This is a genomic window from Pseudoalteromonas sp. MB41, assembly GCF_020966275.1.
GTDB lineage: Bacteria > Pseudomonadota > Gammaproteobacteria > Enterobacterales > Alteromonadaceae > Pseudoalteromonas > Pseudoalteromonas lipolytica.
In genome coordinates, this window is the sequence record NZ_JAJJZF010000001.1 from 219,102 (window position 1) to 244,368 (window position 25,267).

General features: G+C 42.6%; 22 protein-coding genes and 7 tRNA genes. 10 read left to right on the forward strand and 19 right to left on the reverse strand.

Features of this window, described 5'->3' with window-relative positions; all coding sequences use genetic code 11:
• Positions 1 to 8 precede the first annotated feature (8 nt).
• The 3 genes from pabB to LPA49_RS00950 all read left to right on the forward strand — a co-directional run bounded on the left by pabB (position 9) and on the right by LPA49_RS00950 (position 3,419).
• Entirely contained in the window at positions 9 to 1,355 is a 1,347-nt protein-coding gene (pabB, locus tag LPA49_RS00940; protein WP_180310929.1) for an aminodeoxychorismate synthase component I, read from the forward strand.
• A gap of 5 nt (positions 1,356 to 1,360) precedes the next feature.
• A complete protein-coding gene (locus LPA49_RS00945) occupies positions 1,361 to 1,939 on the forward strand; it encodes a CoA pyrophosphatase (protein ID WP_074989271.1) in 579 nt (192 codons plus the stop codon).
• A 103-nt stretch (positions 1,940 to 2,042) separates the two neighbouring features.
• Positions 2,043 to 3,419: an L-serine ammonia-lyase gene (locus LPA49_RS00950; protein WP_036967478.1), complete on the forward strand. Its 1,377-nt coding sequence runs from the start codon at positions 2,043 to 2,045 to the stop codon at positions 3,417 to 3,419.
• A 77-nt stretch (positions 3,420 to 3,496) separates the two neighbouring features.
• Here the strand turns inward: LPA49_RS00950 and cysB are convergent, their stop codons facing one another.
• On the reverse strand, positions 3,497 to 4,474 hold the full coding sequence (gene cysB / locus LPA49_RS00955) for an HTH-type transcriptional regulator CysB (protein WP_036967477.1): 978 nt from the start codon (positions 4,472 to 4,474) through the stop codon (positions 3,497 to 3,499).
• Positions 4,475 to 4,780: 306 nt separating this feature from the next.
• Between cysB and LPA49_RS00960 the strand changes: the two genes are divergently transcribed.
• On the forward strand, positions 4,781 to 5,539 hold the full coding sequence (locus tag LPA49_RS00960; protein ID WP_065978727.1) for a hypothetical protein: 759 nt from the start codon (positions 4,781 to 4,783) through the stop codon (positions 5,537 to 5,539).
• A 26-nt stretch (positions 5,540 to 5,565) separates the two neighbouring features.
• Here LPA49_RS00960 and LPA49_RS00965 read toward each other — a convergent pair whose 3' ends face one another.
• Positions 5,566 to 6,858, reverse strand: coding sequence for an NCS2 family permease (locus LPA49_RS00965; protein WP_065978728.1), 1,293 nt, complete (start codon positions 6,856 to 6,858; stop codon positions 5,566 to 5,568).
• Between the two features lie 121 nt (positions 6,859 to 6,979).
• On the opposite strand from LPA49_RS00965, the gene LPA49_RS00970 reads away from it, so the two are divergent.
• Positions 6,980 to 7,444, forward strand: a complete 465-nt coding sequence (locus LPA49_RS00970; RefSeq protein WP_036967474.1) for a sel1 repeat family protein — start codon at positions 6,980 to 6,982, stop codon at positions 7,442 to 7,444.
• A 23-nt stretch (positions 7,445 to 7,467) separates the two neighbouring features.
• On the opposite strand, the gene LPA49_RS00975 is transcribed toward LPA49_RS00970, so the two are convergent.
• The 10 genes from LPA49_RS00975 to dnaQ all read right to left on the reverse strand — a co-directional run bounded on the left by LPA49_RS00975 (position 7,468) and on the right by dnaQ (position 11,343).
• Entirely contained in the window at positions 7,468 to 8,190 is a 723-nt protein-coding gene (locus LPA49_RS00975) for a helix-turn-helix domain-containing protein (protein ID WP_118844424.1), read from the reverse strand.
• Between the two features lie 206 nt (positions 8,191 to 8,396).
• Positions 8,397 to 8,473 (reverse strand) — tRNA-Asp (locus LPA49_RS00980).
• A gap of 50 nt (positions 8,474 to 8,523) precedes the next feature.
• A tRNA-Asp gene (locus LPA49_RS00985) sits at positions 8,524 to 8,600 on the reverse strand.
• A gap of 31 nt (positions 8,601 to 8,631) precedes the next feature.
• Positions 8,632 to 8,708 (reverse strand) — tRNA-Asp (locus tag LPA49_RS00990).
• Between the two features lie 37 nt (positions 8,709 to 8,745).
• Positions 8,746 to 8,822, reverse strand: a tRNA-Asp gene (locus LPA49_RS00995).
• Positions 8,823 to 8,853: 31 nt separating this feature from the next.
• A tRNA-Asp gene (locus LPA49_RS01000) sits at positions 8,854 to 8,930 on the reverse strand.
• Positions 8,931 to 8,970: 40 nt separating this feature from the next.
• Positions 8,971 to 9,047 (reverse strand) — tRNA-Asp (locus tag LPA49_RS01005).
• A gap of 27 nt (positions 9,048 to 9,074) precedes the next feature.
• Positions 9,075 to 9,151 (reverse strand) — tRNA-Asp (locus LPA49_RS01010).
• Between the two features lie 98 nt (positions 9,152 to 9,249).
• Entirely contained in the window at positions 9,250 to 10,578 is a 1,329-nt protein-coding gene (locus LPA49_RS01015; protein ID WP_074989324.1) for a TIGR03503 family protein, read from the reverse strand.
• A 54-nt stretch (positions 10,579 to 10,632) separates the two neighbouring features.
• Complete coding sequence (gene dnaQ, locus LPA49_RS01020; protein ID WP_230235252.1) at positions 10,633 to 11,343, reverse strand: DNA polymerase III subunit epsilon; 711 nt, start codon at positions 11,341 to 11,343, stop codon at positions 10,633 to 10,635.
• A 68-nt stretch (positions 11,344 to 11,411) separates the two neighbouring features.
• On the opposite strand from dnaQ, the gene rnhA reads away from it, so the two are divergent.
• Complete coding sequence (rnhA, locus tag LPA49_RS01025) at positions 11,412 to 11,882, forward strand: ribonuclease HI (protein ID WP_118844425.1); 471 nt, start codon at positions 11,412 to 11,414, stop codon at positions 11,880 to 11,882.
• Positions 11,883 to 11,956: 74 nt separating this feature from the next.
• On the forward strand, positions 11,957 to 12,820 hold the full coding sequence (locus tag LPA49_RS01030; protein ID WP_118844426.1) for an MBL fold metallo-hydrolase: 864 nt from the start codon (positions 11,957 to 11,959) through the stop codon (positions 12,818 to 12,820).
• Here the strand turns inward: LPA49_RS01030 and LPA49_RS01035 are convergent.
• A complete protein-coding gene (locus LPA49_RS01035; protein WP_036967464.1) occupies positions 12,791 to 13,549 on the reverse strand; it encodes a class I SAM-dependent methyltransferase in 759 nt (252 codons plus the stop codon). The genes LPA49_RS01030 and LPA49_RS01035 overlap by 30 nt on opposite strands.
• Before the next feature lie 53 nt (positions 13,550 to 13,602).
• Here LPA49_RS01035 and gloB point away from each other — a divergent pair, with 53 nt between their 5' ends.
• A complete protein-coding gene (gloB, locus tag LPA49_RS01040) occupies positions 13,603 to 14,376 on the forward strand; it encodes a hydroxyacylglutathione hydrolase (RefSeq protein ID WP_182395080.1) in 774 nt (257 codons plus the stop codon).
• Positions 14,377 to 14,520: 144 nt separating this feature from the next.
• Positions 14,521 to 16,104 carry a LysM peptidoglycan-binding domain-containing protein gene (locus LPA49_RS01045; RefSeq protein WP_230235253.1) on the forward strand — a complete coding sequence of 528 codons (1,584 nt, stop codon included), beginning with the start codon at positions 14,521 to 14,523 and terminating at the stop codon, positions 16,102 to 16,104.
• Positions 16,105 to 16,161: 57 nt separating this feature from the next.
• Here LPA49_RS01045 and speB read toward each other — a convergent pair whose 3' ends face one another.
• The 4 genes from speB to LPA49_RS01065 all read right to left on the reverse strand — a co-directional run bounded on the left by speB (position 16,162) and on the right by LPA49_RS01065 (position 20,192).
• A complete protein-coding gene (gene speB, locus LPA49_RS01050; protein ID WP_036967455.1) occupies positions 16,162 to 17,085 on the reverse strand; it encodes an agmatinase in 924 nt (307 codons plus the stop codon).
• A 3-nt stretch (positions 17,086 to 17,088) separates the two neighbouring features.
• A complete protein-coding gene (speA, locus tag LPA49_RS01055; RefSeq protein WP_065979330.1) occupies positions 17,089 to 19,002 on the reverse strand; it encodes a biosynthetic arginine decarboxylase in 1,914 nt (637 codons plus the stop codon).
• Between the two features lie 195 nt (positions 19,003 to 19,197).
• Positions 19,198 to 19,659, reverse strand: a complete 462-nt coding sequence (locus LPA49_RS01060) for a hypothetical protein (protein WP_051501748.1) — start codon at positions 19,657 to 19,659, stop codon at positions 19,198 to 19,200.
• Between the two features lie 71 nt (positions 19,660 to 19,730).
• Entirely contained in the window at positions 19,731 to 20,192 is a 462-nt protein-coding gene (locus tag LPA49_RS01065) for a GNAT family N-acetyltransferase (RefSeq protein ID WP_036967450.1), read from the reverse strand.
• 236 nt (positions 20,193 to 20,428) lie between these two features.
• Between LPA49_RS01065 and cysZ the strand changes: the two genes are divergently transcribed.
• A complete protein-coding gene (gene cysZ, locus LPA49_RS01070; protein WP_036969154.1) occupies positions 20,429 to 21,157 on the forward strand; it encodes a sulfate transporter CysZ in 729 nt (242 codons plus the stop codon).
• 30 nt (positions 21,158 to 21,187) lie between these two features.
• Here cysZ and LPA49_RS01075 read toward each other — a convergent pair whose 3' ends face one another.
• Together LPA49_RS01075 and LPA49_RS01080 are read right to left on the reverse strand one after the other, a co-directional pair.
• On the reverse strand, positions 21,188 to 21,688 hold the full coding sequence (locus LPA49_RS01075) for a hypothetical protein (protein ID WP_036967447.1): 501 nt from the start codon (positions 21,686 to 21,688) through the stop codon (positions 21,188 to 21,190).
• A complete protein-coding gene (locus tag LPA49_RS01080) occupies positions 21,685 to 25,263 on the reverse strand; it encodes a tandem-95 repeat protein (protein WP_230235254.1) in 3,579 nt (1,192 codons plus the stop codon). The genes LPA49_RS01075 and LPA49_RS01080 overlap by 4 nt, the downstream gene beginning before the upstream one ends.
• Positions 25,264 to 25,267: the final 4 nt, after the last annotated feature.

Consider the following 25,267-nt stretch of genomic DNA (forward strand, 5'->3'; position numbering starts at 1 on the left):
CAATGTAAATGATAAACGATGAAAATTTGTGCATAAAATTAGATTTAACCGATGATTGTATCTCACTCTTTACTCATTTTGCTCATTTGCCCTATGCCGTGTTACTTGATTCAGCAAATAGTAATCATGTAAACAGTCGTTTTGATATCATTGCCATTGAACCACTAAACACATTAGAAGTTCGCAACAACCAATGCTTTTTAAATGGCGAAGCGCAACCCCGTGATTGCTTCACGCTAATGAAATCAGCACTTAATGATTTTGATAATACAGCCAATCCAAACGGGCTTCCTTTTACGGGGGGCTGGCTGGGCTACTTTGGATACGATTTTGGTCGTGTAATAGAAACCATGCCATCGCATGCCGACAATGATATTGCGATGCCACAAATGGCACTGGGTTTATATCCTGATGCACTGATTTTCGATAAACAGCAGCAAAGCTGGTTTTATGTTGCTCAGCGACACCATAATCGTTTAGCTCAATATCAACACTTTTTATCTCAAACACCCACAGATTCTGTACCGTTCACTCTCAATAGTGATTGGCAGTCGAACATGACAAAAGCCAGCTACACTGAAAAGTTTGAACAAATTCAAGCCTACTTAAAAAGTGGCGACTGTTATCAAATTAATCTAGCACAGCGTTTTAGCGCTGAGTTTTCAGGCTCAACATGGCATGCATATCGCACCTTAAGAGACGCCAACAAAGCACCTTTTTCGAGTTATATAAACCACCCAGACGGCGCCATTTTATCGATTTCTCCAGAGCGTTTTATTGCCATAAACCAAGGAAAAATTGAAACCAAGCCAATTAAAGGCACACTACCACGTTTAGCCAAACACGCCGATGATGAGGCACAAGCACTGCGCCTACAACAGTCAGAAAAAGACCGTGCCGAAAATGTCATGATTGTTGATTTATTACGTAACGACTTAGGCAAAGTGGCAAAACCGGGCTCGGTTACTGTTCCCGCCTTATTTGCCATTGAAAGCTTCCCAGCGGTGCACCACTTAGTCAGCACTGTTCGAGCCGAATTAGCGCACGGTAAAGATGCTGTAGATCAAATACACGCTGCATTTCCTGGGGGCTCTATCACAGGCGCACCTAAAATTCGTGCCATGGAAATAATAGAAGAGCTCGAGCCACATCGCCGAAGCGTATACTGTGGTTCAATTGGTTACTTAAGTGCCTGCGGTAATATGGACACGAGTATCACCATACGTACCTTAGTGTGCCATCAGGGCACGATATACTGCTGGGCCGGAGGCGGTATTGTCGCAGATTCACAGGTCGACTTGGAGTACCAAGAAACATACGATAAAGTAAATAAAATATTGCCTTTACTAAAGTAATAACCTTGAATAGCCAGCAATTAATCACCCGCTTCAGCTTAAGTATGGCCACTGAGCCTGCACAGCAAATTCACATTAATGCGGATAAGCGTGCCAGTGCGGTGATGTTACCGCTCATCGATGTTGAAAACGACGCACATTTAATATTGTGTAAGCGTCCTCGTCATTTACTTCACCATCCAGGGGAGATCTGTTTACCGGGTGGTAAGTTCGAGATGCAGGATGAGTCATTAATGCACACGGCACTGCGGGAACTTCATGAGGAGCTTAATATTGCTGCACATAATGTTACAGTGCATGGGCAACTTCATCAGTACTCAACATTAACAGGGTTTACGATTGCCCCCTATGTATGCAGCCTTGCTGCAGGAACCGGTTGGCAGGCAGATCCCAGCGAAGTCGAAGTGAGCTTTTTACTGCCTATTTCACATTTAAGCGATCACAGAAACTGGCAACCGCTAAGCTTTCAACGAAACGGTAAAACATTCGTTTTAAAAGGCTTAATGACACCGCATGGTCTTCTATGGGGAGCAACAGCCAGTATTATTAATAACTTTATAAAACAACTCGCCCTACCAGTTTAATTTTCATGCTTTTAGGGTTACACACGCTCACATACACGTTATTATGTGACACCGTTCAAAGGCAGAAAATACGCCGTATTTAATAAAAAATGAGTAGCAAATTATGATCAGTGCATTCGATATGTTTAGTATTGGTATTGGCCCATCATCATCTCACACTGTTGGTCCAATGCGCGCTTCACGTTTATTTGTAAATGAGCTAGAAGAAAAGAACTTATTGTCTCAGGTAACCGATGTAAAAGTTGAGCTATTTGGCTCGCTTGGCCAAACAGGTATCGGCCACGGTTCTGGCAAAGCCGTTATTTTAGGCTTAGCAGGTTACGACCCTGAAACAATCGATGCTGACTTAGTTGATGACATATTAGCTAAAATCGAAAAAGAACAAGTTATCTACTTAAATCAGAGCCACAAAGCGAAATTCCCTAAACAAGGTGCGATTGTTTTTCATCGTAGAAAAACCTTGCCTAAGCATTCAAATGCGATGGAAATCATAGCAAGTCAAAATGGCGAAAAGCTCTTTAGTAAAGTGTACTACTCTATTGGTGGTGGCTTTATTGTTACAGATGAAGAGTTTGAAAATGAAAAACAAAAAGCCCTTGATGTTCGTGAAGAAAATCCAGCACCCTACCCCTTTAATACAGCCAAAGAATTGCTAGAGTTATGTCGCGAATCAGGTTTTAGTGTATCGACATTAATGATGCATAATGAGAAAACGTTGCGCAGCGAAAATGAGATAAAAGACACCCTTTTTAATATCTGGCAAGTAATGAAAGCCTGTATAGAGCGTGGTATGCGTACCGAAGGTATCCTCCCTGGAGGCTTAAAAGTTAAACGTCGTGCCCCCAGCTTACACCTTAAACTAAACATTGAAGTAAACAATGATCCGCTGCGTGCTATGGACTGGGTTGATTTATTTGCGCTTGCAGTAAACGAAGAAAACGCAGCGGGTGGCCGTGTGGTCACTGCGCCAACAAATGGTGCTGCCGGTATTCTTCCTGCGGTTCTAATGTATTACAACACCTTCATCAAAGAAGTAGACCGTGATATTGCGACACGTTATTTATTAACAGCGGCTGCAATTGGTATTTTATATAAAAAGAATGCGTCAATTTCTGGCGCAGAGGTTGGCTGTCAAGGTGAAGTCGGGGTTGCTTGCTCTATGGCTGCCGGCGCCCTGACCGAAATAATGGGTGGTAACGTAGTACAAGTAGAAAATGCCGCTGAAATTGGCATGGAGCACAACCTAGGTTTAACTTGTGACCCCGTAGGCGGTCTTGTACAAGTTCCGTGTATTGAACGCAATGCTATGGGGGCGATTAAAGCGATTAACGCCTCTCGTTTAGCTATGCGCGGTTCTGGTGAACAAAAAGTAACGCTCGATAAAGTCATCAAAACCATGCTCGACACAGGTAATGATATGAAAACTAAATACAAAGAAACCGCACGCGGCGGTTTAGCGGTTAATATCATTGAGTGTTAATTAATACCATATATGGTATGACACATGCCCATTATCAAAAAAGCCGCTTTTAAGCGGCTTTTAATTTAATAACTTCACTACTTGATTGGCAATTCAATATTTTCAAACAGCTTATCTACGTCTTCTTGATTACGCAGTAAACTGGCGCGTTCAACCAATTCTTTTGTTAAATGAGGGGCAAAGCGCTCAATGAAGTCGTACATGTAACTACGCAAAAAGCTGCCTTTTCTAAAGCCAATCTTAGTGGTACTCGCTTCAAATAAATGACTTGCGTCAATACACACTAAATCGTTGTCTGTCACTTGATCAATTGCCATCGACGCTACCACGCCAACCCCAAGGCCAAGACGCACATAGGTTTTAATAACATCGGCATCCGTGGCTGTAAACACAATATGCGGTTCGAGCCCATGTGCACTAAAGGCTTTATCAAGTTCAGAGCGACCTGTGAAGCCAAACACATAGGTAATTAACGGATACTTCGCGACATCGGCAACAGTCAGGTTATCTGCTTTTTTCGCCAACGGGTGTGTTTTTGCAACCACAATACTGCGATTCCAGTGATAACAAGGCAGCATGACAAGGTCAGAATATAAGTGTAATGCTTCGGTCGCGATAGCGAAGTCAGCATCACCACGTGCTGCCGCATCAGAAATTTGCTGCGGCGTGCCTTGATGCATATGCAGTGACACCGCGGGGTATTTTTTCATGAACCCCTGAATGACATTTGGCAGCGCATAACGGGCTTGTGTGTGCGTGGTTGCAATGTTCAATTTACCTTGATCTGGCAAAGTATGTTCATTTGCGACGGCTTTGATACCTTCAACTTTCGACAAGATTTCTCGTGAAATATTAATGATTTCATTGCCAGCACTGGTTACATGTGTCAAATGCTTACCACTACGGCCAAAGATCTGAACACCCAATTCGTCTTCTAGCATACGAACTTGTTTTGAGATCCCTGGTTGAGATGTAAATAAACTTTCAGCTGTCGCAGAGACATTGAGTTTATGATTTTGGACTTCGACTATATATCTGAGTTGTTGTAGTTTCATGGCTGCATTGTAAACGTTGTTATTCTTTATTTATAAAGGCTGCTAAGCGCAATGCCAAGTGATATTTCATCGCACTGTCATTTTTTACTTTTATCGCGATTCTTTCTAAGGCTACCACATTCAACTGTGACTCGGTAGCGATGTTTATTCATAAAATACTCAATAAACATGCTTGCTTAACACGACCCTAATAAAAAAGAATGGTTGATTGATAGTTTATTGCACATAAGTATGCGCAAAACTATCCAGATGTAATATTTTTAATGTAAGATAAAAAAATTAGATAGTGAAAACTGAGATTTAGCTATGATTGTTTCTATCATCATTATGCTCATTGTTGCCTTGATTGTCATTGCACTGTGGGTAAGCGCGGTGCAACAACATAAAGAAAAACAAGAGTCAGAGCGTCGCAAAGAACTAACAAAACAGAAAAAAATCATCGAAGAAGCAGAAGAAGTACTGCTCAATAGTACAAACATTCCGATGTCTGAAAATATTTTACGTATTATTCAGCGCCGTGTTTATGATGCATTAGCGAGCATGGTGCAGCTATCACCTAACTCAAAAGAACTAAAAAGTCGCTTAAACGAAGCTAAGCAGCGCTTGACCTTGCCAATTGACTCTAATAATTCTGATGCACTTGTATTACCCGATAATGACAAACAATTAATTTCGCTGATCCAAAGTATCAAAAAGTTACGTGCATTACTGCGCTCTGAACATGGTAAAGGCAAAGTAGATAGTCAGGTATTTGTGGCCGAGGATAAGCGTTTAGAAAAGTTGCAATTAAGAATCAATGTTGAAAGCCAAATTAAGCGCGGTATTTCAGCGCGTGCAGCAAACATGGTTGGCTCAGCACGTCAGTACTTTGAAAAAGCGTTAGCCACACTTGCTTCTGTAAGCTACAGCGATGACTACATAAATACTAAAAAGCAGGAAATCGAAAATTACTTAGAAGCTATCAGCACGGAGCTAAAGGCGTCGAACGCAACATCAAGAAAGAAAAAAGCAGAGCAAGAGCAAGACGATTTAGATGTGTTATTTGCCCCAAAGAAAAAGTGGTAATTCACTTTTTCTTTGGTCTGCATTCATTACGATAAAAACGCGAATTTAATAATAAATAGCGCAGTTAGTACCCATACACTCACACTGATTTCATCTTTTTTACCACACACTAATTTAACCGCAGTATACGCAATAAAACCCAGTGCAATACCATGCGCAATTGAAAACGTTAGCGGGGTCATTAATAGCACTACGCTTACAGGAATTGCATCTGTCATGTCATCCCAATTAACCAGCTTTAAATTTTGCATCATTAAGACGGCCACGTACAATATCGCGCCTGCTGTTGCGTAGGCTGGGATCATACTGGCAAGCGGTGCAAAGAACATCATAAGCAAAAAGCAAATTCCCACGACTACCGCCGTTAAACCTGTACGCCCACCTACAGATACACCGGCCACTGACTCAATGTATGATGTGGTTGTCGACGTTCCTAGCATAGAGCCTGCAATCGTGGCAGTACTGTCCGCACTCAGCGCTCGGCCTAAACGTGGCATTTTACCTTGTTCATCAGCAAGGCCCGCTTTTTGTGTTACAGCGACAAGCGTGCCTGACGTATCAAATAGATCTACAAAGAGAAACGCAAAAATAACCGTCAACATCGAAATTTCTAGTGCGGCTGCAAAATCTAATTGCATAAACGTAGGCGCAATTGAAGGTGGCATAGAAACAATGCCTTTGTATTCAACAAGATCTAAACCTAATGCGATGCCCGTCACTAACAAGATGCTGATCAACACCCCACTTTTCATATCACGATACAATAGCGCAGCAATCACAAAGAAGCTTAAGATAGCCAATAAAGGGCCAGGCGCAGTAATATCACCTAATTGCACCAGTGTGGCAGGACTTGCGACGATTATCCCTGCATTTTTTAATGCGATTAGCGCTAAAAAAGCGCCAATACCCGTTGCGATAGCACGCTTTAAAACCAAAGGAATCGCGTCGATAATCCATTCTCTGACTTTAAATAAGCTCAAGCATAAAAAAATACATCCCGACATAAACACCGCACCAAGCGCTGCTTGCCAACTGTAACCCATACCAAGTACGACACCATAGGTGAAAAATGCATTTAAGCCCATGCCTGGAGCCAACGCTAATGGGTAATTTGCCCACAACCCCATAATAAAGCACCCAATCGCCGCAGCAATACAGGTTGCTACAAACGCAGCACCTTGGTCCATACCTGCTTCTGCTAGCATCGCTGGATTAACGAAAACAATATAAACCATAGTGATAAATGTTGTGATACCCGCAATGGTTTCACGGCGGACTGACGTGTTGTTTTCACGTATTTTGAAAAGTCTTTCGAACATGTTGAACTTTAAGTTAAGATTAATTGGCTAATTTTATCATATTTTCTCATAATTAGAGGACAATTTACCTTGCAATGTTCTAAACTAATAAGGTCTTTTATTTCAAGAAAATAACTAAACTATGTCTGATAAATCGCCAGTAGGCTTAGATTTAGAGCAACAACTTGACAACGTACTTGCCTTTATAACGCAGCCTGATACAGGGGATGAGCCACAAAAAAGTACGCAATCAGTTGAAAAAACACTAAACAAAGCTTTGTATTATCTTAAAAACGAACAAGCGCCACTTGCTGCTAAGTGGATGCGTTTAGCTGCAATGGCAGGTAATCATAGAGCACAATTTTACATGGGGCTGTTTTTTATAAAAGGCCAAGGCGTGCCGCACAGTGTTTTCCATGGTTCCGTCTGGTTGAGTCTCGCCAGCAGCCAAGGTTACGAGCCTGCAACCGCTGCCCTAAATGATTTAAGAAAGCACATTAGTACTCGCCGTCTGCAAGACGCACAAAGCTATGCAGCAACGCTATATGAACAAATCCACCAGCAACAATTTTCGCACCTTATTCCACACAACCCTGACGCCAATTAACAAGCGTCAGGATTCACTGCTAATTACGAGTGTTTTGTCAGTTTGCTCTCAAAGGTGATAAGTCCTACGCCTATCACAACCAATAAAATACCAACAAACTCAAGCCACACATGGCCTTTATGCGACTTAATAATAGGTGTTTTTGAAGTTACACTAAATAAACGCCTGCCCTGTTCGCCTGACTCGACGAACGAAGTGCCTTTATAGTCAGGTGAAATAATAAATTTAAAATCACGTCTGTTAGTCATTTCGCGATGTTTTGCATCTATATTTTCCCCGCTTTTATCTACGAGTAGTGTCCGCCAATCATAAAAAATACCATCCGGCTCATTATCTTTCACTACACCGTATGATTTGTACTCATAAAATTCTGTGTTAAATAACTTTTCTTGATGGCCTAAATAAAATAGCGCACAACCTAAAGCACTAATCAGTATGGCGCTATAAATCAGTGAACGCTGTTTAATAAATTGTTTGTTAGTTTGTTGCTTATACCAAGCTTCAATATCAGGCACATTAATCAGCCGAGCTTTATCTACTGAGTGTTTTAATGGCTGCATAAAATCACAAATGGTTAAATTGAGTGCGGCTAATATAGAGCGAAATGTGTCATTAGAAGGCACTGACTTATCGTTTTCAAGTTTTGATAAGTAACTTTGCTCTATCCCTACTTGCTCAGCAAATTCTGGTTGGTTTAGTTTAAGCTCACTACGATAGTGTTTTAGTTGTGATCCGAATGTACTCATAACGCATGTCCTTTTCTATTGTGGAGCGGTCATTCTTTGCTATTCATGCAGAAATAAGAAGCTGAATAAATATGAATAGTGAAGAATATTAGCAAGTTAATTGGAAAGATACGAGATACGAGATACGAGATACGAGATACGAGATACGAGATTATCAGAATAAAGGGGTGTTTTTTAAAATCAATCATTTGTTTGAGGAAAACAAATGGCGGAGTGGACGGGACTCGAACCCGCGACCCCCGGCGTGACAGGCCGGTATTCTAACCAACTGAACTACCACTCCGCAGTGGTATGTGCATGGGGTAATGCACTAAATTTGTTCATGATATCAAGTGGCGGAGTGGACGGGACTCGAACCCGCGACCCCCGGCGTGACAGGCCGGTATTCTAACCAACTGAACTACCACTCCGCAGAGATATCATTGTTATTACTTAATTTGTTGGCGGAGTGGACGGGACTCGAACCCGCGACCCCCGGCGTGACAGGCCGGTATTCTAACCAACTGAACTACCACTCCGCGATACAAATTTTGTAATTAAATAGCTGTTAAATAGTGGCGGAGTGGACGGGACTCGAACCCGCGACCCCCGGCGTGACAGGCCGGTATTCTAACCAACTGAACTACCACTCCGCAGTATCTAATGCTATTTATTTTTTCCTATTGGCGGAGTGGACGGGACTCGAACCCGCGACCCCCGGCGTGACAGGCCGGTATTCTAACCAACTGAACTACCACTCCGCGAAGGAAAATGTTTTACAACCATTAGTTGTGTAAGTATTGGCGGAGTGGACGGGACTCGAACCCGCGACCCCCGGCGTGACAGGCCGGTATTCTAACCAACTGAACTACCACTCCAGCGCGTACTTACAAATTGTCGAAAATTGGCGGAGTGGACGGGACTCGAACCCGCGACCCCCGGCGTGACAGGCCGGTATTCTAACCAACTGAACTACCACTCCACAATTTCGTTGCTGACTGAGTCTCCCCTGACAGCGGCGTGAATAATACGAATCACCCTCTGGTTCGTCAAGGGCTTTTTTGTATTTTTACAGGTTTTTTAGTCATCTGACATCGAAAGGTTTAAAATTTCACCTGATTTGTCATTTTTTGAACCATTTTTGCCAACTTCATTTTCATTCGTTGCTTGCTCAACATTTTCAGATGAGCTTTTTTTCTTTAAAAACGGTAACGATAATTTGAATTTAAGTGGTTTCTTTTGCACAAAAATACGAATGGCTAACCACCCTAATAGAAGAACGATTAAATTTCCAACAACAATAAGTGTCACCATTAGCACAGTGGATGCTTTTTTTTCTTCTTCTAGGATTCTTTGCTGCTCAGCTTGCGCTGCTAAATCGACTTCTGGACGAACAATTTCAGGTACAATCTCAATGGGTCGTTCAATTTCAAATTTATACGTCGGCAGCGTCGCCATAAATTCACGGTCATTTATATTGCTACCAAACACCGATAGCTCGACACTGTATCGACCCCAATCATAATTTTTGATTGCTAATTCTCTGGTTTGAGATTTATCAGCATCAATTGAAAACATTTGCTCTTCATTATTGGGGTAATAGATTTTACCTTGAATAAGCACTGTTTCTGGTTTGACGATTTCAGGGTTTAAAGTAATCGTTAAGGTATGCTCATCGGTATCTTGCTTTGCTAATGCCATGTCATAGCTAAAAGGAGGCTCATGAACAACAATCGGCTTTTGTACTACAGTGCGTTTTAATATAGGTGTTTCTATATATAACTCTGGTTGCCACTCCCCTGCTGGGAAGACTAATTTAAACTCCCCGGTAAACACACCATCAAGGGGGCGCTCATCAAATCCACGACCATCATCTTTAAAATCGGTAACACTTTGTGTGCCCGCTCCAAAATTAGCGAAGTCACTGTTATTGGTACTTACAAAATCAACATGTAGACTTATGACATCTCGAAATTGCCCCACCTCAATTGGCTTACCATCATTGAGTACTCGGCCTGTTAATTTAATGGTTTCGCCACGAAACAACATGGGAGGGAGAGGGTCTACACGTAATTCAATTTCGCCTAATACCATTACTCGACTGTCTGGCAAAATACTGCCAACGACTTGCCAAGGGCCAGGCATCGGGTCTGTGATGGTGATCAAATCGTAGCTTAGTTCATCATGCCAGTCTAAATTGGCGTTCTTCACCGAGTCAGTCGCGTAGTACTTGCTGCCATCTGGGCGTACAAGCACCACGGCGGGTGCACCGCGTTTACGGAAAAATAATAACGTAATTTTATCAACTTTGTGATCAATGCGAAAACGGTTATCTAGTAGAGGAATTTCATTTTGAATCCCGTCACGCTGTAACGGGGTTATTTTATCTTGCTCAGTGGCAAGTCCCATCAAGGGCAATACACACACTAATCCTGCTAGAAGCTGTTTTCTCATTTTATTACCTTATTCTGCACGCCATAAGCATTGACCGCCTTTTGCGACCAAGTCTAAACGCTCTTCATGAGCGGCATGCTCTTGCTCTGTGGCCTTTAATACAACCAGTGGCGCTCTATCAGCGCTCACGCGTCGAATACCACCCATTTGTTGCTCTGAACCTTCATCTTTATTCTGATTTAAATTTAGCTTAACTTGCCCACCTGTCATGGCGAGGTAAACGTCGGCTAAAATCTCGGAATCCAGTAATGCGCCGTGTAAGGTTCGCTTTGAGTTATCAATATCATAACGACGACATAACGCATCAAGGTTATTCTTTTGACCAGGATGCAAATCACGCGCCATCTTCAAGGTATCAAGAATTTGACAGACATCTTCAGTATTCGGATAGCCCTGATTCAACAGCGCAAACTCATTATCCATATGGCCGATATCGAACGCCGCGTTGTGGATGACAAGTTCTGCGCCTTTTATGTACTCAAGAAATTCATGCGCTATTTGGTGATACAACGGTTTATCACGTAAAAACTCATTAGTAATACCGTGAACATCGATGGCTTCTTCTTCAATGTCACGCTGTGGATTTATATACACGTGAAAATTGTTGCCAGTAAGGCGGCGATTTACAAGCTCTACACACCCGATTTCAATAATCCGATGGCCTTGCTTTGGGTCAATACCCGTGGTTTCTGTATCTAAAACTATTTGTCTATGTGCCATATCGTCTTAAGCCTGACTCTGGTATCTTTCTATAATCACTTTATTGTACATAATATCAAGGTAAAACAGTGCAAAAAACCGTAGAGATTTACACCGATGGGTCATGTTTAGGTAATCCGGGGCCAGGAGGTTATGGCGCAGTAATGCGGTATAACGGTCATGAGAAGCAATTAAGCCAAGGATATACCCTTACTACAAATAATCGGATGGAAATGCTCGCAGCCATTGTTGCACTCGAAACATTAACCCGCCCCTGCCATATTATCCTTACCACCGACAGCCAATATGTCAAACAAGGTATTGAGTCATGGGTTGAAAACTGGAAAAAACGAGGCTGGAAAACCGCAGCCAAAAAACCCGTCAAAAATGTCGACTTGTGGAAACGCCTTGATGCAGCTTGCCAACGACACACCATTGAGTGGCGTTGGGTAAAAGGTCACAGCGGGAATAAATACAATGAACTCGTTGATGACCTTGCCCGTGAAGCAGCAGGTGGCAATGCCCTACTTGAAGACACCGGTTACGACGAAGCAAGTTAAAAATTAACGCAGAGCATTTAAAGTTTTTGTTATATGTTATAAGATTTAGCTATAACAATAATTAAGGACTCATTATGGCTCTGCGCATTCATTCTTTTTTTCATCAACAAAGCGCAACTTTGTGCTATCTAGTATGGTGTGAACACAGCAAACACTGCCTACTTATTGATGCACCAGCTGATTTTGATATGCCAAGTGGTGAATTAAGTTTTAGCACTGCCAATGAAATTATCGCCTACATAAAGCAGCATAAACTTTCATTACAGTGGTTGCTCGAAACACATGCTCATGCAGATCACATTACCGCATCAAGCTATATTAAACAGCAACTGCAACACGCTCACCCATGTAAACTGGGCACCGGTGAAGGTATTGTTCACGTACAAGCACATTTCAGTAAGCTTTATAATATTGATATGCCATGTAATGGCGAACCCTTTGAGCAACTATTCGCTGATAAAGCACAGTTTCAGTTAGGGGAATTTACAGTCGATGTGATTGCCACCCCCGGTCACACCCCTGATAGCGTGTGTTATCACATAAATGGCAATGTATTTGTTGGCGACACTTTCTTTATGCCAGACAGCGGCACAGCACGTTGTGATTTTCCAGGCGGCAGTGCGGCTGAGCTATATGATTCTTTACAACGTATTTTATCACTGCCGGATGATACCCTGCTTTGGATGTGTCACGACTATCAACCCGACGGCCGAGCACTCGCGTACAAAACAACGGTTAAAGAACAGCGAGAGCAAAACGAGCATTTAAAAGGTGATAAACAGAGTTTTATTGCAATACGTGAAAGCCGAGATGCAACGTTAGCAGTGCCAAAATTGTTGCATCCGTCGATTCAATTAAATATTCGCGCTGGCCAGTACCCGCTTAAAAGCGATGACAAACAGCACTATTTAGCTATCCCGCTCACAGTGCTGCTTTGATGTTTGGCGAAGACCTGCGCCTTTTACAGGTGAAAATTGAGGTCTTGCGTGCCATTTAGGTTTAATTGGCGTCAGTGGTGCTACTCGCTTGCGTGCCACGAGTAAATAGACACTGCCCATAGGCTTTAAGTAATGTTTACCGAAGCGACGCCATGCCGCAAATCGCGATAATCGATTACCTCGTGCAAGCGACGAATGGATAAATCGCTCATCAGAAATAATTTCGAACCCTAATAAATTCAGCCAGTCTTTGACGCGTGAAGGGGTAAAAAAGCGCCCCGTCCAAGGCAGCTTTTGACGGCTAAACGGCAACAATTGAGCCAAGCCACATAAACTAAATGGATTAAAACCGCTTATTACAATGTATCCACCTGGGATCAGCGTACGGTGTGCTTCTCGCAATATATGATGCGGGTCAGAATGGTACTCTAAGCAATGAGATAAAATACACGCATCGACACTGTGCTCATAAAAAGGCAGTTCATCAACATCGGCAATAACACCGGTAAATAAGCCCGGCTCAGCAACACAAACCTGATGCTTAATGGGGCTCTCACTCGTAGCAAGCTCGCCACTTAAATTACCTAATTTAAGCATGTGGTAACCAAACATGCGTGGCAACCAAGGTGTTAACTTTCTTTCAATTTCAGCACGCAAATAGTCCCCATGAGGGAACTGCTGCCACGAGTACGGCTTAGGACCTTCTTGAAAACTAAGGGCTGGTTTCATTTTCTGAGCTCGTTATACTGTATCTTAACTGTCACTTTATAGAGCAATTAAACATGGTGCAAGTTAAAGCAATTAAAGCCTTTTCTGATAATTATATCTGGTGCATTGTAAATAATGACCAACAAAGCGCTTGGGTCGTTGATCCAGGCCAAGCAGACCCCGTCAACCAGTATCTTGATGAGCATAACCTCACCTTGGCAGGTATCTTAATTACACACCACCATTATGATCACACTGATGGTGTTGAGCCATTGCTCAAAACCAACCGTGACATTCCCGTATACGGGCCAAGACACAGTCCGTTTAAAGGGATTAATCACCCGCTTTCAGAAGCAGACAAAGTCACGGTTTATGATCGCACATTTACAGTGCTTGCTACACCTGGCCACACTTTGGATCACATTTGTTATGTTAATGATGAATTGAGCTTTACGGGCGATACACTCTTTAGTGCTGGTTGTGGCCGCTTATTTGAAGGCAGTGCAGAACAAATGTGGCATTCGTTATGTAAACTTAAATCGCTGCCTGATGACTGTAAAATCTACTGTACCCACGAATATACGCAAGCCAACTTAGCGTTCGCTAAGGCGGTTGAGCCAACAAATGAAGCATTATTGAGGTACAGTGATAAAATAGACACATTAAGAGCAAATGATGACATCAGTCTGCCCACCACCATTGCCATTGAAAAACAGCTAAATCCATTTTTACGCAGTCATTTGCCCCACATAACTGACCAGTTACCCGACACGCTAAAAGTTAATTTTAACTTAAATGAACCTTGGCAACGTTTTGCTAGTCTCAGGGCGTGGAAAGATAATTTTTAAAACGTGTATTATCTTGGTTACAATTTTGTATTTTTAGATCAGTACGTTGTAAAAATAAGCTGACATAAATTGGTCATAAAGTGGCAATATGTTCTCTGAGCAGGTAATATTCGCCGAGTTTTTTTACCTGATGTATGGGTATGTATGTATAAGTCTCCTTTAGTTTTAACGCTTGCGCTGGTTTTGAGTGGCTGTCAATTAACAGCAACTGACACTGCTGGGTCAGATAATGACAACCGTGTTGAGCAACAGCTTGCAGGCGCAAGCCCCAGTGACATCAATGATGCATTGATGCTCAACGCACAGTATCAGCAATTAGCTGATACTGATGAGCCCCCCCCAGTATTTGATGATGTATGGGAGCGTATTCGCTACCAGCTATCTATTGATGTACCGCAAAATCGCCCTGTTGTCGCCGAGCGTAACTATTATGCACGCCATCAAGCATACTTAGATCGTATCGCCAAACGTGCCGAGCCTTATCTTTACTTTATTGTTGAAGAAGTCGAAAAACGTGAAATGCCTATCGAAATTGCACTGCTGCCAATTGTTGAGAGTGCATTTGATCCCTTTGGTTATTCACATCGCAGTGCATCAGGCATATGGCAATTTATGCCACAAACAGGCGAGCGTTTCGATTTAAAACAAAACTGGTGGTATGACGGTCGTCGCGACATCGTGCAATCAACGCGGGCTGCTTTAGATTACTTATCCTATTTGCACAAGACCTTAGAAGGTGACTGGTTAAATGCAATTGCAGCCTATAATTCAGGTGAAGGTCGTTTACTAAGAGCGATTAAAAAGAACCGTAAGAAGCATTTACCGACCGATTTCTGGTCGTTAGATTTACCCAAAGAAACCACCTCTTACGTACCAAAGCTGCTCGCACTTTCTGATCTTGTTAAACGTAGCGATGAATTTGGTATTAAGTGGCAACCGATTATTAATGCACAAGTTATCGATGTCGTTAACGTAGGAAGTCAAATTGATTTAGCCCTCGCTGCAGATATGGCAGGTATTAGCTTAACGGAGTTATACCGTTTGAACCCCGGTTTTAACCGCTGGGCAACCGATCCGAATGGGCCGCATTTCTTATTATTACCATCAGATAAAATAGACACCTTCTCTGAGAAATTGGCAAAAACAGAGCAAAAAGATCGTTTACGCTGGCAACAGTATGTTGTGGCGCGCGGCGATAGCTTATCGGTTATTGCGAAAAAGTTTTCAACCAGTGCGGGAGCGATTAAAACACTCAATAAATTGTCATCAAACACAATACGTGTTGGGCAACAATTATTAGTGCCTTTAAGTGATGGCGAAATTAACAGCCAACACCTGCCAGACTCTGTTCGCATGGCTGCAAATAAAGCAACGCGAAAAAAACTGAGCCATAAAGTAGCCAGTGGTGACACGTTGTGGGACATAAGCCGCGAATACGATGTCACAATTGCTGAACTTGCTAAGTGGAATAATCTTAAGAAAAATGCAGTGTTACGTGTTGGTCAAACACTAACGGTGTATAAAGATGAAAAAACACAGCTTGCAGCGACTAAAACGACCGAGCGCACCATTACCTATAAAGTTCGCCGTGGCGATTCATTAGCACGTATCGCTGCTAAGTTTAATGTCTCTGTGGATGATATTATAAAGTGGAACTCGTTGGCTGGGCAAAAATACATTCAACCAGGCCAAAGGTTAAAATTAAGGGTCGATGTTCGCAGCGCCTAAGTTTAAACTTACTGCCAATAAAAAAGAGCGCCTAAGGGCGCTCTTTGCATCTCACATTTAGTATTTGTGTTTTAAGGCCCACAAATGCAGTAATTCATTAGCAATCGTGGCCGCCGCAATGGCTGTAAGCTCACTTTGATCATACGAGGGTGAAACCTCAACCACGTCCATACCCACCATATTAATGCCTTTAAGCGCTCTTAATATTTTTAACACTTTATCACTGGTTAAACCGCCACATACTGGTGTACCAGTCCCCGGTGCAAATGCGGGGTCAAGGCAATCAATATCAAAAGTCAGGTAAACAGGTAAGTCCCCTACTCGCGCTTTAATTTGCTCTGCAATCACATCTGCCGACAGGTCATTTGCTGCCATAGCATCAATGACCGCAAATTCATGTTTGCTCTGATCAAAATCAGTGCGAATACCAATTTGAATGCTGTGGTCAACGTCAATCAGCCCTTCCATCGGCGCATGATAAAACATAGTACCGTGGTCATAGCGTGAACCATTACTGTAAGTGTCTGTGTGCGCATCAAAATGCACCAAAGCCATTTTACCATGCTGTTTGGCATGTGCGCGCAGCAATGGCAACGTCACAAAATGGTCGCCACCTAAACCTAGTAACGTTTTACCTTGACGTAAAATTTGCTCAGCCGCTAATTCAAGCTGCGCAGTGAAATACTCAGGGTCGCCTACGGGGTAGGTAAAATCCCCTGCATCCGCTAACTTTAAGCGCTCAAACAATGGGAATGTCCAAGGGTATTTGGTTTCTTCCCATGCAAGGTGTACAGAGGCGCGGCGTATAGCGTCTGGACCTAGTCGTGCACCTGGACGCCCCGATGTTGCTAAGTCAAAAGGTAAACCTAATACCACGACATCCGCATCAATTGCAGTGATGTTTTGCACCATTGGCTGGCGTAAAAACGTCATGCCGTTTGAATATAACGAATGATCTGTATGGTCAAACAATGTCGACATTGCTTATAACTCTTCTAAATAAGTGTAACCGTTTAAGCCAGCTTGCAGCTCGTCTAACACGCTTTGCTGTTCAGTTTCTGGCAGTTTTGTAGCCACCAGCTGAGCATAAGACTGCTGGAAGCTCTCTACATCTAAATGCACATAACGCATCATGTCAGCCACCGAATCACCTTCGTTAATTTCAGTGATCTCTGCCTGACCTTGCTCATCCATTTTCACAATTGCGCTGTGTGTGTCACCAAATAAATTGTGCATATCGCCTAAAATTTCTTGATAAGCACCCACTAAGAAAAAGCCCATTAAATATGGTTTTTCTTCGCTATATGCAGGCACAGGTAGCGTACTTTCAATGCCTTGGCCATCCACATAGTGCTCCATGGCACCATCTGAATCGCACGTAATATCAAGTAGTACAGCACGTTTTTGTGGTGCTTCTGTTAAACCACTCAATGGCAAAACAGGGAACACTTGGTCAATACCCCATGCATCAGGTAGAGATTGAAACAATGAAAAGTTCACAAAAAACTTGTCTGCTAAACGCGCGTTCAATTCATCGATAATTGGACGATGAAAGCGGTTTTTATTATCCATGTGTTTGTTAAGTTCATAACAGACACGAAGGTTAACTTGTTCCGCCCATGCACGCTCTGTTAAATCAAGTAAACCCAGTGCAAACTGATTATGCGCTTCGGCTAAATCACTTTGACTATCATGGTAGATTTCAATCAACGCACGGTCGTCGTTATCACCACTTAGCTGTTGCCACGATGTCCACATATTGTTTAATAAAAGAGGTGCATCGGCCGCAGGCGCAAGAATATCTTCAGGCTCGTAGCTTTCAGTACCAATCACATTCGAAATCAATACCGCATGATGCGCAGTCAGCGCACGGCCAGATTCAGAAATAATACGCGGCATTGGTTGCTCATACTGCTTACAGGTATCACCAATGGTGTAAACAATGTTATTCGCATATTCGCTAAGACTGTAGTTCATCGAGTTATGTGATTGACTGCGTGTGCCATCGTAATCAACTGCTAAGCCACCACCCACATCTAAGCACTCTATTTGCGCACCTAACTTGCGCAACTCACAGTAAAAGCGTGCCGCTTCGCTCACGCCTAAACGTACGTCACGAATATTGGCCATTTGCGACCCTAAGTGAAAATGCACAAGCTGAATTAAATCTAATTGTTCAGACGCTTTTAAGCGATTTACCACGCTCAGTACTTGCGATGCCGATAAACCAAACTTTGATTTTTCGCCGCCACTCGCTTGCCACTTGCCTTTACCTTGTGACGCTAAACGAACACGAATACCAATACGAGGCTTCACGTTTAGCTCTTTTGCTTGGCTGAGCACCATGTCTAATTCAGATAGCTTTTCCAGTACGATGTAAACCTTATGACCCAGCTTTTCGCCGATAAGTGCCAGACGAATATACTCTTGATCTTTGTAGCCATTACATACAATCACTGCACTGGTTTTTTCTGCCATCGCTAAAACAGTCAGTAGTTCGGGTTTACTGCCCGCTTCTAAACCTAATTGCTTTTTCTCAACATCGGCTTGGCTTGCCACAATTTCCTCAACCACTTCGCGTTGTTGATTCACTTTAATTGGGTAAACAAGCAGGTAATCTCTCGGATAACCATAGTTTTCAATCGCCGTATTGAATGCCTGACACAGGCTGTGTACACGGTGATGTAAAATTTGAGGAAAACGCACAAGCGCCGGCAAACTTAAACCTTTGTCTTGTAGTTGCTGTGCTATATCGATAAGTGCAATGGTTTGCTCTGGGGCATGGGCCTTTGGCGCAACATACACATCACCTTGATCATTTATACCAAAGAATCCTTGGCTCCAATGACGAACATTGTAGCTCGTGCGAGCTTGTTCTAGTGATGTTGTCTCTTTCATCTATCTTTCTCTTTTATTTAATGGTGCCAAAATCGGCAAGGGTATTGCCGCGCATTAAAAGAAAAATAGTGACTTAAGTCCAACAAGTATTTTTACTCGTAACGAGTGATTTTTGATGTGAGAAACTGATTAAGTTGTAGATTACATTGGCTGAAGAATCAGCGTATTTAATAACGTGTTTAGTACGTGGCGTTCTCAGTGCTTAACGTGAATAATTTCGTCAGCCTTTGCAGAGGAAGACCCTAACTGTCGCCACGCTTCATATTGCTCACCATTACGCCACGTGATACCGATATACTCTTGCCAATGTTCAAAGTCTTTACTTCTGTATTTTTCAACCCCACATCCTCCGGCACCAAAGGCAACACGACAGAGTTTAACAATCAGGTAGGTGCCATCAAACTCTAACTGGCGCGGGTTTTCAGTTGAACTGGAGCAAGTACTCAAAAAGCGAGGCGGTATTTTCAATATAATTCGCGAGGTAATTTCACCCTTGTCATTAAAAACACCGGTTACCGAATGGCATGAATTGAAATAAAAGGTATTACTGCCAACAACAAGGTCAGAAGGGCTATGTTTATTACGTTGCTCGGGGGATACACGCACCGTGTCTGACTGTTTATTATCGCCACATGCACTGAGTACAATAAGCGACAAAAAGCCAAACAGACGCGCACATAATTTAACTATAACAATAACCCCATAAATAATGTGATTAGGTTAACTCGTTATTGATTAAGCCCTAATTCCATAAATAAACTTTGTGGGTTTTCAGTGTAATTACCAAACGGCCCACAACGATGAAACCCCAAGTTCTCATACAAACTAATTGATTCTGTTTGCTTAGGGCCTGTTTCCAAGCGAATAAGGGGAATTTGTTGCTCTCCCGCATGATGCAGTAAAATTTGCATAATACGACGTGATAACCCTTTACCTCGATAGCTTGGTTTTACATACAAACGGCGAATTTCGCCATAAGGCGGATTCCCTTCTTGCATCACAATAGCACCGCAGGCAACAATACCATCCTCGTTTTTTAAGCCAATTGCATACACGTTAGGTTCTGCTAATTCTTCGACGCTTAATGATTGTGCGGTTGCAACTGGATATAAAGAGTTTATAAGTCGGTCTATATCAGAAAACACGTGTACTACTTCAGGATCATGTGGATTTAAATCGACTAACTGCATAAAACTCCCATCTTGAATATGTCATTTTTGTTAATTCTGTTAACAATAATATCGGATCATCGTCTGATCCTCTAGTGCTGTTTTCATTATTCGTTCTTATCGGTACGTATGACTACCATACTACCGCGTAGTTCCTTGCTATGTAACTGAAAAAACACTTTGTTACGGAAAAAGGCTGTTCAAATACAGTGAAAATCATATACTGCAAACACGAAGTAATAATGAGAGGTTATCGCGTGCAGTTTACTCAAGGTATGGAATACTTCTTTTCTGGCTTTAAATTAATTAGCCAAAAAGGGTTAAAACGTTTTGTACTTATTCCTTTATTAATCAACATCGTACTTTTTGGCAGCTCACTGTTCTTTTTATACGGCTGGCTTACCGATGGCTTTGCCTATTTAAACTCGCTGTTACCAGAGTGGCTTAGCTGGCTTGAATGGTTAATGTGGCCTATTGCCGTATTAGTGATTTTATTTAGCTACAGTATGTTGTTCACCGTCATCACCAATTTTATTGCCGCCCCCTTTAATGGCTTGCTGAGTGAAAAAGTCGAGCTATTTTTGACGGGTCAAAAAGTCAATGATGATGGGCTACTTGATACCATGAAAGATGTGCCACGAATGCTTGGGCGTGAATGGACAAAACTCTGCTATTACTTACCAAGAGCAATTGGCTTTTTTATCTTGCTATGGATTTTACCTGTTATTGGTCAACTCTTATGGGTGTTGTTTACGTGTTGGATGTATGCCGTTCAATATGAGGATTACGCATTTGACAATCACAAAGTCAGCTTTAATGATATGAAAGATGATTTAAAAGAAAAACAAACTCTCTCTTATGGTTTTGGCCTTGCCGTTATGGTGCTCACAGCAATCCCCTTTGTTAATTTAATTGTGATGCCTGTTGCAGTCTGCGGAGGCACCCGTTTATGGGTTGATAATTACCGCAGTAAATACCGCCGTTAAATCTTAAAAGCCATTAAGCCAATAGTGACACTATTGGCTTTTTAGTACCGTGTAATCGAGTTTCACCGGTAAAGGGTCTGAAAGACCTAAATCAGAACGCGGTTCTTCAAATTTACTAATAACCGCATCATACGTATTTTCGCCGATATTGACTGTGAACGGTTGTGCAAGCTTGGTGATTATTTTAAGTTCAGCGTGCTTGTTTTCTAATTCTAATAAGCCATCTTCCCGTGTTTTAACAAGTAAAAAATGCGCGCCATTTTCAAAGACAATACGAGCTTGATGAGATTGTCGGTGTTCTGCACGCCACTGCCCTTGCTGAAAAACAGTAATAACATCACTGACACCATCGGGCTCCAACAGACGCTCTTTTTTAAACTCACATTGTTCACACCCTTTTATTGATTCTGCTTGCCAATTAATCGGGTAACCATCAAAGCTAAGTCTTGATGACATTTGCCATGCAGAATCTGCAGCAGGCTTGCAGCCACAGAGCGCGAACATCACACTTATATACACGAAGGACTTCATGGGTTTTCACCTTGTGATGTTCTTACTGCTTTGATCTCTTCTAATAAATAACGTGAAGGAGCTTGCTCTTCAATGATGTGTTGAACAGGCACTTGAGACACTTCTGATTGATCATTTTGAACAGTATTAATTCCTAAACGGTTACCCGAGAAAAAGGTATAAAAGCGCAGCTTAATAAGACTCCACTCATCGACATCACTCAACGTTGCAATGTTACTATCACCATTGGTGTCTTGGCTTAAGGTTTCAGTAAGATCTAAATTACAGTTATAGTCTATCGCAGTGGAACCTGGGTAGCCCAAGCCATTTGCTTCATTAATATTTGCTTCGTCGAGTGCATTTCCCAAACCATGAGAAAACGACATCACAAAGTTATCAGGCGACCCTTGTGGGCCATTGATAAGGTCGGCTGTTTGCACACCACAATTTGGGTTGTTTCTATAACGACTTGAATAATAACGGTCACCTTCATTATTTCCTATTGTCGCTAAACCGCGTAATTGATAAAGATAATTCATAATACTTAAATGGTTCGGCTTATAGTTCACGGCATTATTACCGCCATGATCAAGCCCTAAATTATGACCCAGTTCATGCATGATTGTCGCAGCCTGGTAGTTATAGGCTAAATTGGTTGAGATTTGATTGTCCAACGACAAGCCCCAGTTGCCAAGGCTTATCATTAAATCGTTACCGTTAATTTCGGCAACGCCAGATGACCCTGCACTGCCATCAACATTGCGGCTATTCGCCATTAACATGTAATGAAAAATCGGTTTACGGCGCATATCGAAATTAGCCATTTTATAATGAAATAAACTCTCAACGCCTTGGTTAAAGCTATACGGTGTATATTGCCTAAAGATAACACGGTCACCGCCACCTAAATCATGATCAGCAGGTGATACCCCCTCAGCTTGGTGAAACAAATCACCCACATCAAAATGCACCACGATGTTTTCTGCAGCGAATGACGATGCCACTTTTTCAAGCGCCATCCTGTGAGGTGTAATGCCTGCATCACTGCTGTCCATGTAATCTACTTCAATAAAGATATCTTTTTGATTTGCTCTGGCTCCCCAATCATAAAGTGGTAATCCAGCAAATGTTGAGCCTGGTTGCTCTGAGCAATCAGGAATACCGTCTTCGTCTTCATCTAACGAGCACGTGATATCATTGACCCCTCCAGGAGTGGTAAAGGTGCTGTATGTCCAGTCGGTGGCACTATTCGTATCTGTGCTGCTCTGGTCACGCTTGATACTTGAGCCCGTAAAGTTCAAGATTGTGGGTGCCGCTCCCGTTTGCCATTGACCCACCGATGTCGGTTCCGTTGTATCATTTCCAAAGCGAACAAAGTCAATAGTTTGAGCTTGATCGCTCGTCAGTAATTCAATAAACCCATTTAAAAACCAATAAGGGCGAACAGTGGAACCAATGTCTCCAATAAAGGCAATGTATTTATTCTGATCAGCAGCATCATAAAATAATGAATCCCCAAAGCGACTGTGAATAATCACATACTCACCGGCAGCAAGAATTTGATTAGGTAGAGTAAAAATCGTAGAAGCCGCAACGCTATTATCCGCGCTATCACGACTCTTAACCCTGACGCTGTAATCAACCAAATTCACATCACTGTTAGTGCCATTGTAAAGTTCAAACCATGGGGTGTCGTTCGTAAATCGAATCGCCACCACCTCGGTGATTTTTAAATCTTCGCTGCCCGTCGTAAATGTTGTAATAATCTGTGCAGACACGGGCGTATCGGCAAAATTAACTAAGTCACTGGTCAGCCTTAATTGATATTGTGTTGACTCACTCAAAGCAGCCGTAAATTCAGCACCGTTAAAGTATTCACTGGTATTCGCTTCTGGGCCTGATAAGACCAGTGAGCTAAGCGCTAAACAACTGTTAAAGTTATCTGCTGATAATTGCACTGAGCCAGTACACACCCCTTCGTTTTCATTAAACGATAAGCTTGTGGTCTTCATTACGTCAGATAACGAAAATGAGATACGCGCGTTTGCACTCACTGCCTGACTGTTATCCTGTGGGCTCACATTCACGACAGTGGCTGCTGTTGTGTCTGTGATTGTAACGCTGACTGTCGCCTCGTTACTGTCAACACCATCTGATACGGTCACTTTGAAGGGGGCTTGAGCAATACTATTTTCTGCTGGCTGATATTGGTAATTAAAACGTGTCGCATTGAGCGTAGTGATGGTTGCTCCCCCAATGTCACTGGCAAAAGTAACCGATAACTCATCATCGTCAGCATCGCTTACGTTAACCGTGAAATCCCTCGGTTGATTAAACTCCGTAGTAAAGGCAATAGCGTCAATAGTGGGCGCTTTGTTAACATGTACAATCGTAAACGTCAGCGTTAACGATGATATCGCCCCCATGTCATCGGTTGCCGTGACTAACAATACGACCTCACTATTCACAGACACTTCGGGGGCAGTAAAACTAATTGCTTGGCCATTTTGAACAAAGTTTAGTGTGGGTCCACTTTGTTGCTGCCACGTAATTTCACTGACTGTGCCATCAGTGTCGGTCACAATAACACTGATTGACGCCTCAGTGAGCTCAGTAATATTGGCAATAGGGTCAGCCGTAATCACTGGGGCAACATTTACAAAATTTTCAATCACGACATCATATTCGGCCAAGCGTGTAGCCCCGTCGTTATCTGTAACAATGACTTGAAAACGCACGCCGCTATCTGCATCGACTTCAGGGGCTGTAAACATCAATTCGCTCCCACTGGCAGTAAATGAAGTTGTAGGGCCTGATACTTGGCTCCAACTGTAATTTGTAATGCTGCCATCGCTATCAATGGCAACCGCACTTAATGTGCCCTCCACCCCTTCTCGGATTGTTTGCTGCCCAGAAATTGATACTGAAGGAGCAATATTGGCACTGACCACAACACTAAAATCTGTGCTTGTTTGCTCACCAAAGTTATCTGTCACGCGCACAGTAAATGCCAATTCTGTATTACTGCTCACTGAAGGGGTCGTAAAACTGATTTCACTACTGCCATTACTAAATACCACACTTGGCCCAGCTGTTTGACTCCAGTTATAACTCAGGACTTCACCGTCAACATCGGTGGCATTTGCACTGAGTGTTATTATATTGCTAGAGGGGGAGATTTGTGGGCCCTGTACAACGATACTCGGTGCTTGATTAACATTAACAATGGTCGCTGTATACGAGGCACTGGCTGTCGCACCTTGATTATCAGTCACGGTGACTGAAAAACTGATGGGGGTATCTTCGTTTACGGCGGGAATAGCAACAGTGAGTTGCTCATTACTGCTGGTTATACTGACTGTAGGGCCGCTTGTTTGCTGCCATGTAAAGCGGCTAATAGAGCCATCTGAATCACTTGCTGATGCCGCAACCGTCAGTGTAGAAAGTTCATTGACTTGGCTATTGCCCGACACCGTGACTTGTGGCGCTTGGTTACTGGCAGATGCAGGCTCATCGCTGCCGCCTCCGCCCCCACACGCGGTTAAGAAAATAGGGAATAAAATACACAACCAAACCGTTACTATTCTATTCCCCATTTTG

Coding starts and splice junctions, on each gene's coding strand:
- LPA49_RS01015 (WP_074989324.1), bottom strand. CDS start 10,578: ATGGGACTTGCCACTGAGCAAGATAAAATAACCCCGTTACAGCGTGAC.
- LPA49_RS01075 (WP_036967447.1), bottom strand. CDS start 21,688: ATGAAGTCCTTCGTGTATATAAGTGTGATGTTCGCGCTCTGTGGCTGC.
- speB (WP_036967455.1), bottom strand. CDS start 17,085: ATGTCGACATTGTTTGACCATACAGATCATTCGTTATATTCAAACGGC.
- LPA49_RS00950 (WP_036967478.1), top strand. CDS start 2,043: ATGATCAGTGCATTCGATATGTTTAGTATTGGTATTGGCCCATCATCA.
- LPA49_RS00960 (WP_065978727.1), top strand. CDS start 4,781: ATGATTGTTTCTATCATCATTATGCTCATTGTTGCCTTGATTGTCATT.
- LPA49_RS01030 (WP_118844426.1), top strand. CDS start 11,957: ATGGCTCTGCGCATTCATTCTTTTTTTCATCAACAAAGCGCAACTTTG.
- LPA49_RS00975 (WP_118844424.1), bottom strand. CDS start 8,190: ATGAGTACATTCGGATCACAACTAAAACACTATCGTAGTGAGCTTAAA.
- cysB (WP_036967477.1), bottom strand. CDS start 4,474: ATGAAACTACAACAACTCAGATATATAGTCGAAGTCCAAAATCATAAA.
- dnaQ (WP_230235252.1), bottom strand. CDS start 11,343: ATGGCACATAGACAAATAGTTTTAGATACAGAAACCACGGGTATTGAC.
- LPA49_RS01035 (WP_036967464.1), bottom strand. CDS start 13,549: ATGAAACCAGCCCTTAGTTTTCAAGAAGGTCCTAAGCCGTACTCGTGG.
- LPA49_RS01045 (WP_230235253.1), top strand. CDS start 14,521: ATGTATAAGTCTCCTTTAGTTTTAACGCTTGCGCTGGTTTTGAGTGGC.
- speA (WP_065979330.1), bottom strand. CDS start 19,002: ATGAAAGAGACAACATCACTAGAACAAGCTCGCACGAGCTACAATGTT.
- LPA49_RS00965 (WP_065978728.1), bottom strand. CDS start 6,858: ATGTTCGAAAGACTTTTCAAAATACGTGAAAACAACACGTCAGTCCGC.
- LPA49_RS00970 (WP_036967474.1), top strand. CDS start 6,980: ATGTCTGATAAATCGCCAGTAGGCTTAGATTTAGAGCAACAACTTGAC.
- LPA49_RS01080 (WP_230235254.1), bottom strand. CDS start 25,263: ATGGGGAATAGAATAGTAACGGTTTGGTTGTGTATTTTATTCCCTATT.
- pabB (WP_180310929.1), top strand. CDS start 9: ATGATAAACGATGAAAATTTGTGCATAAAATTAGATTTAACCGATGAT.
- LPA49_RS01065 (WP_036967450.1), bottom strand. CDS start 20,192: ATGCAGTTAGTCGATTTAAATCCACATGATCCTGAAGTAGTACACGTG.
- gloB (WP_182395080.1), top strand. CDS start 13,603: ATGGTGCAAGTTAAAGCAATTAAAGCCTTTTCTGATAATTATATCTGG.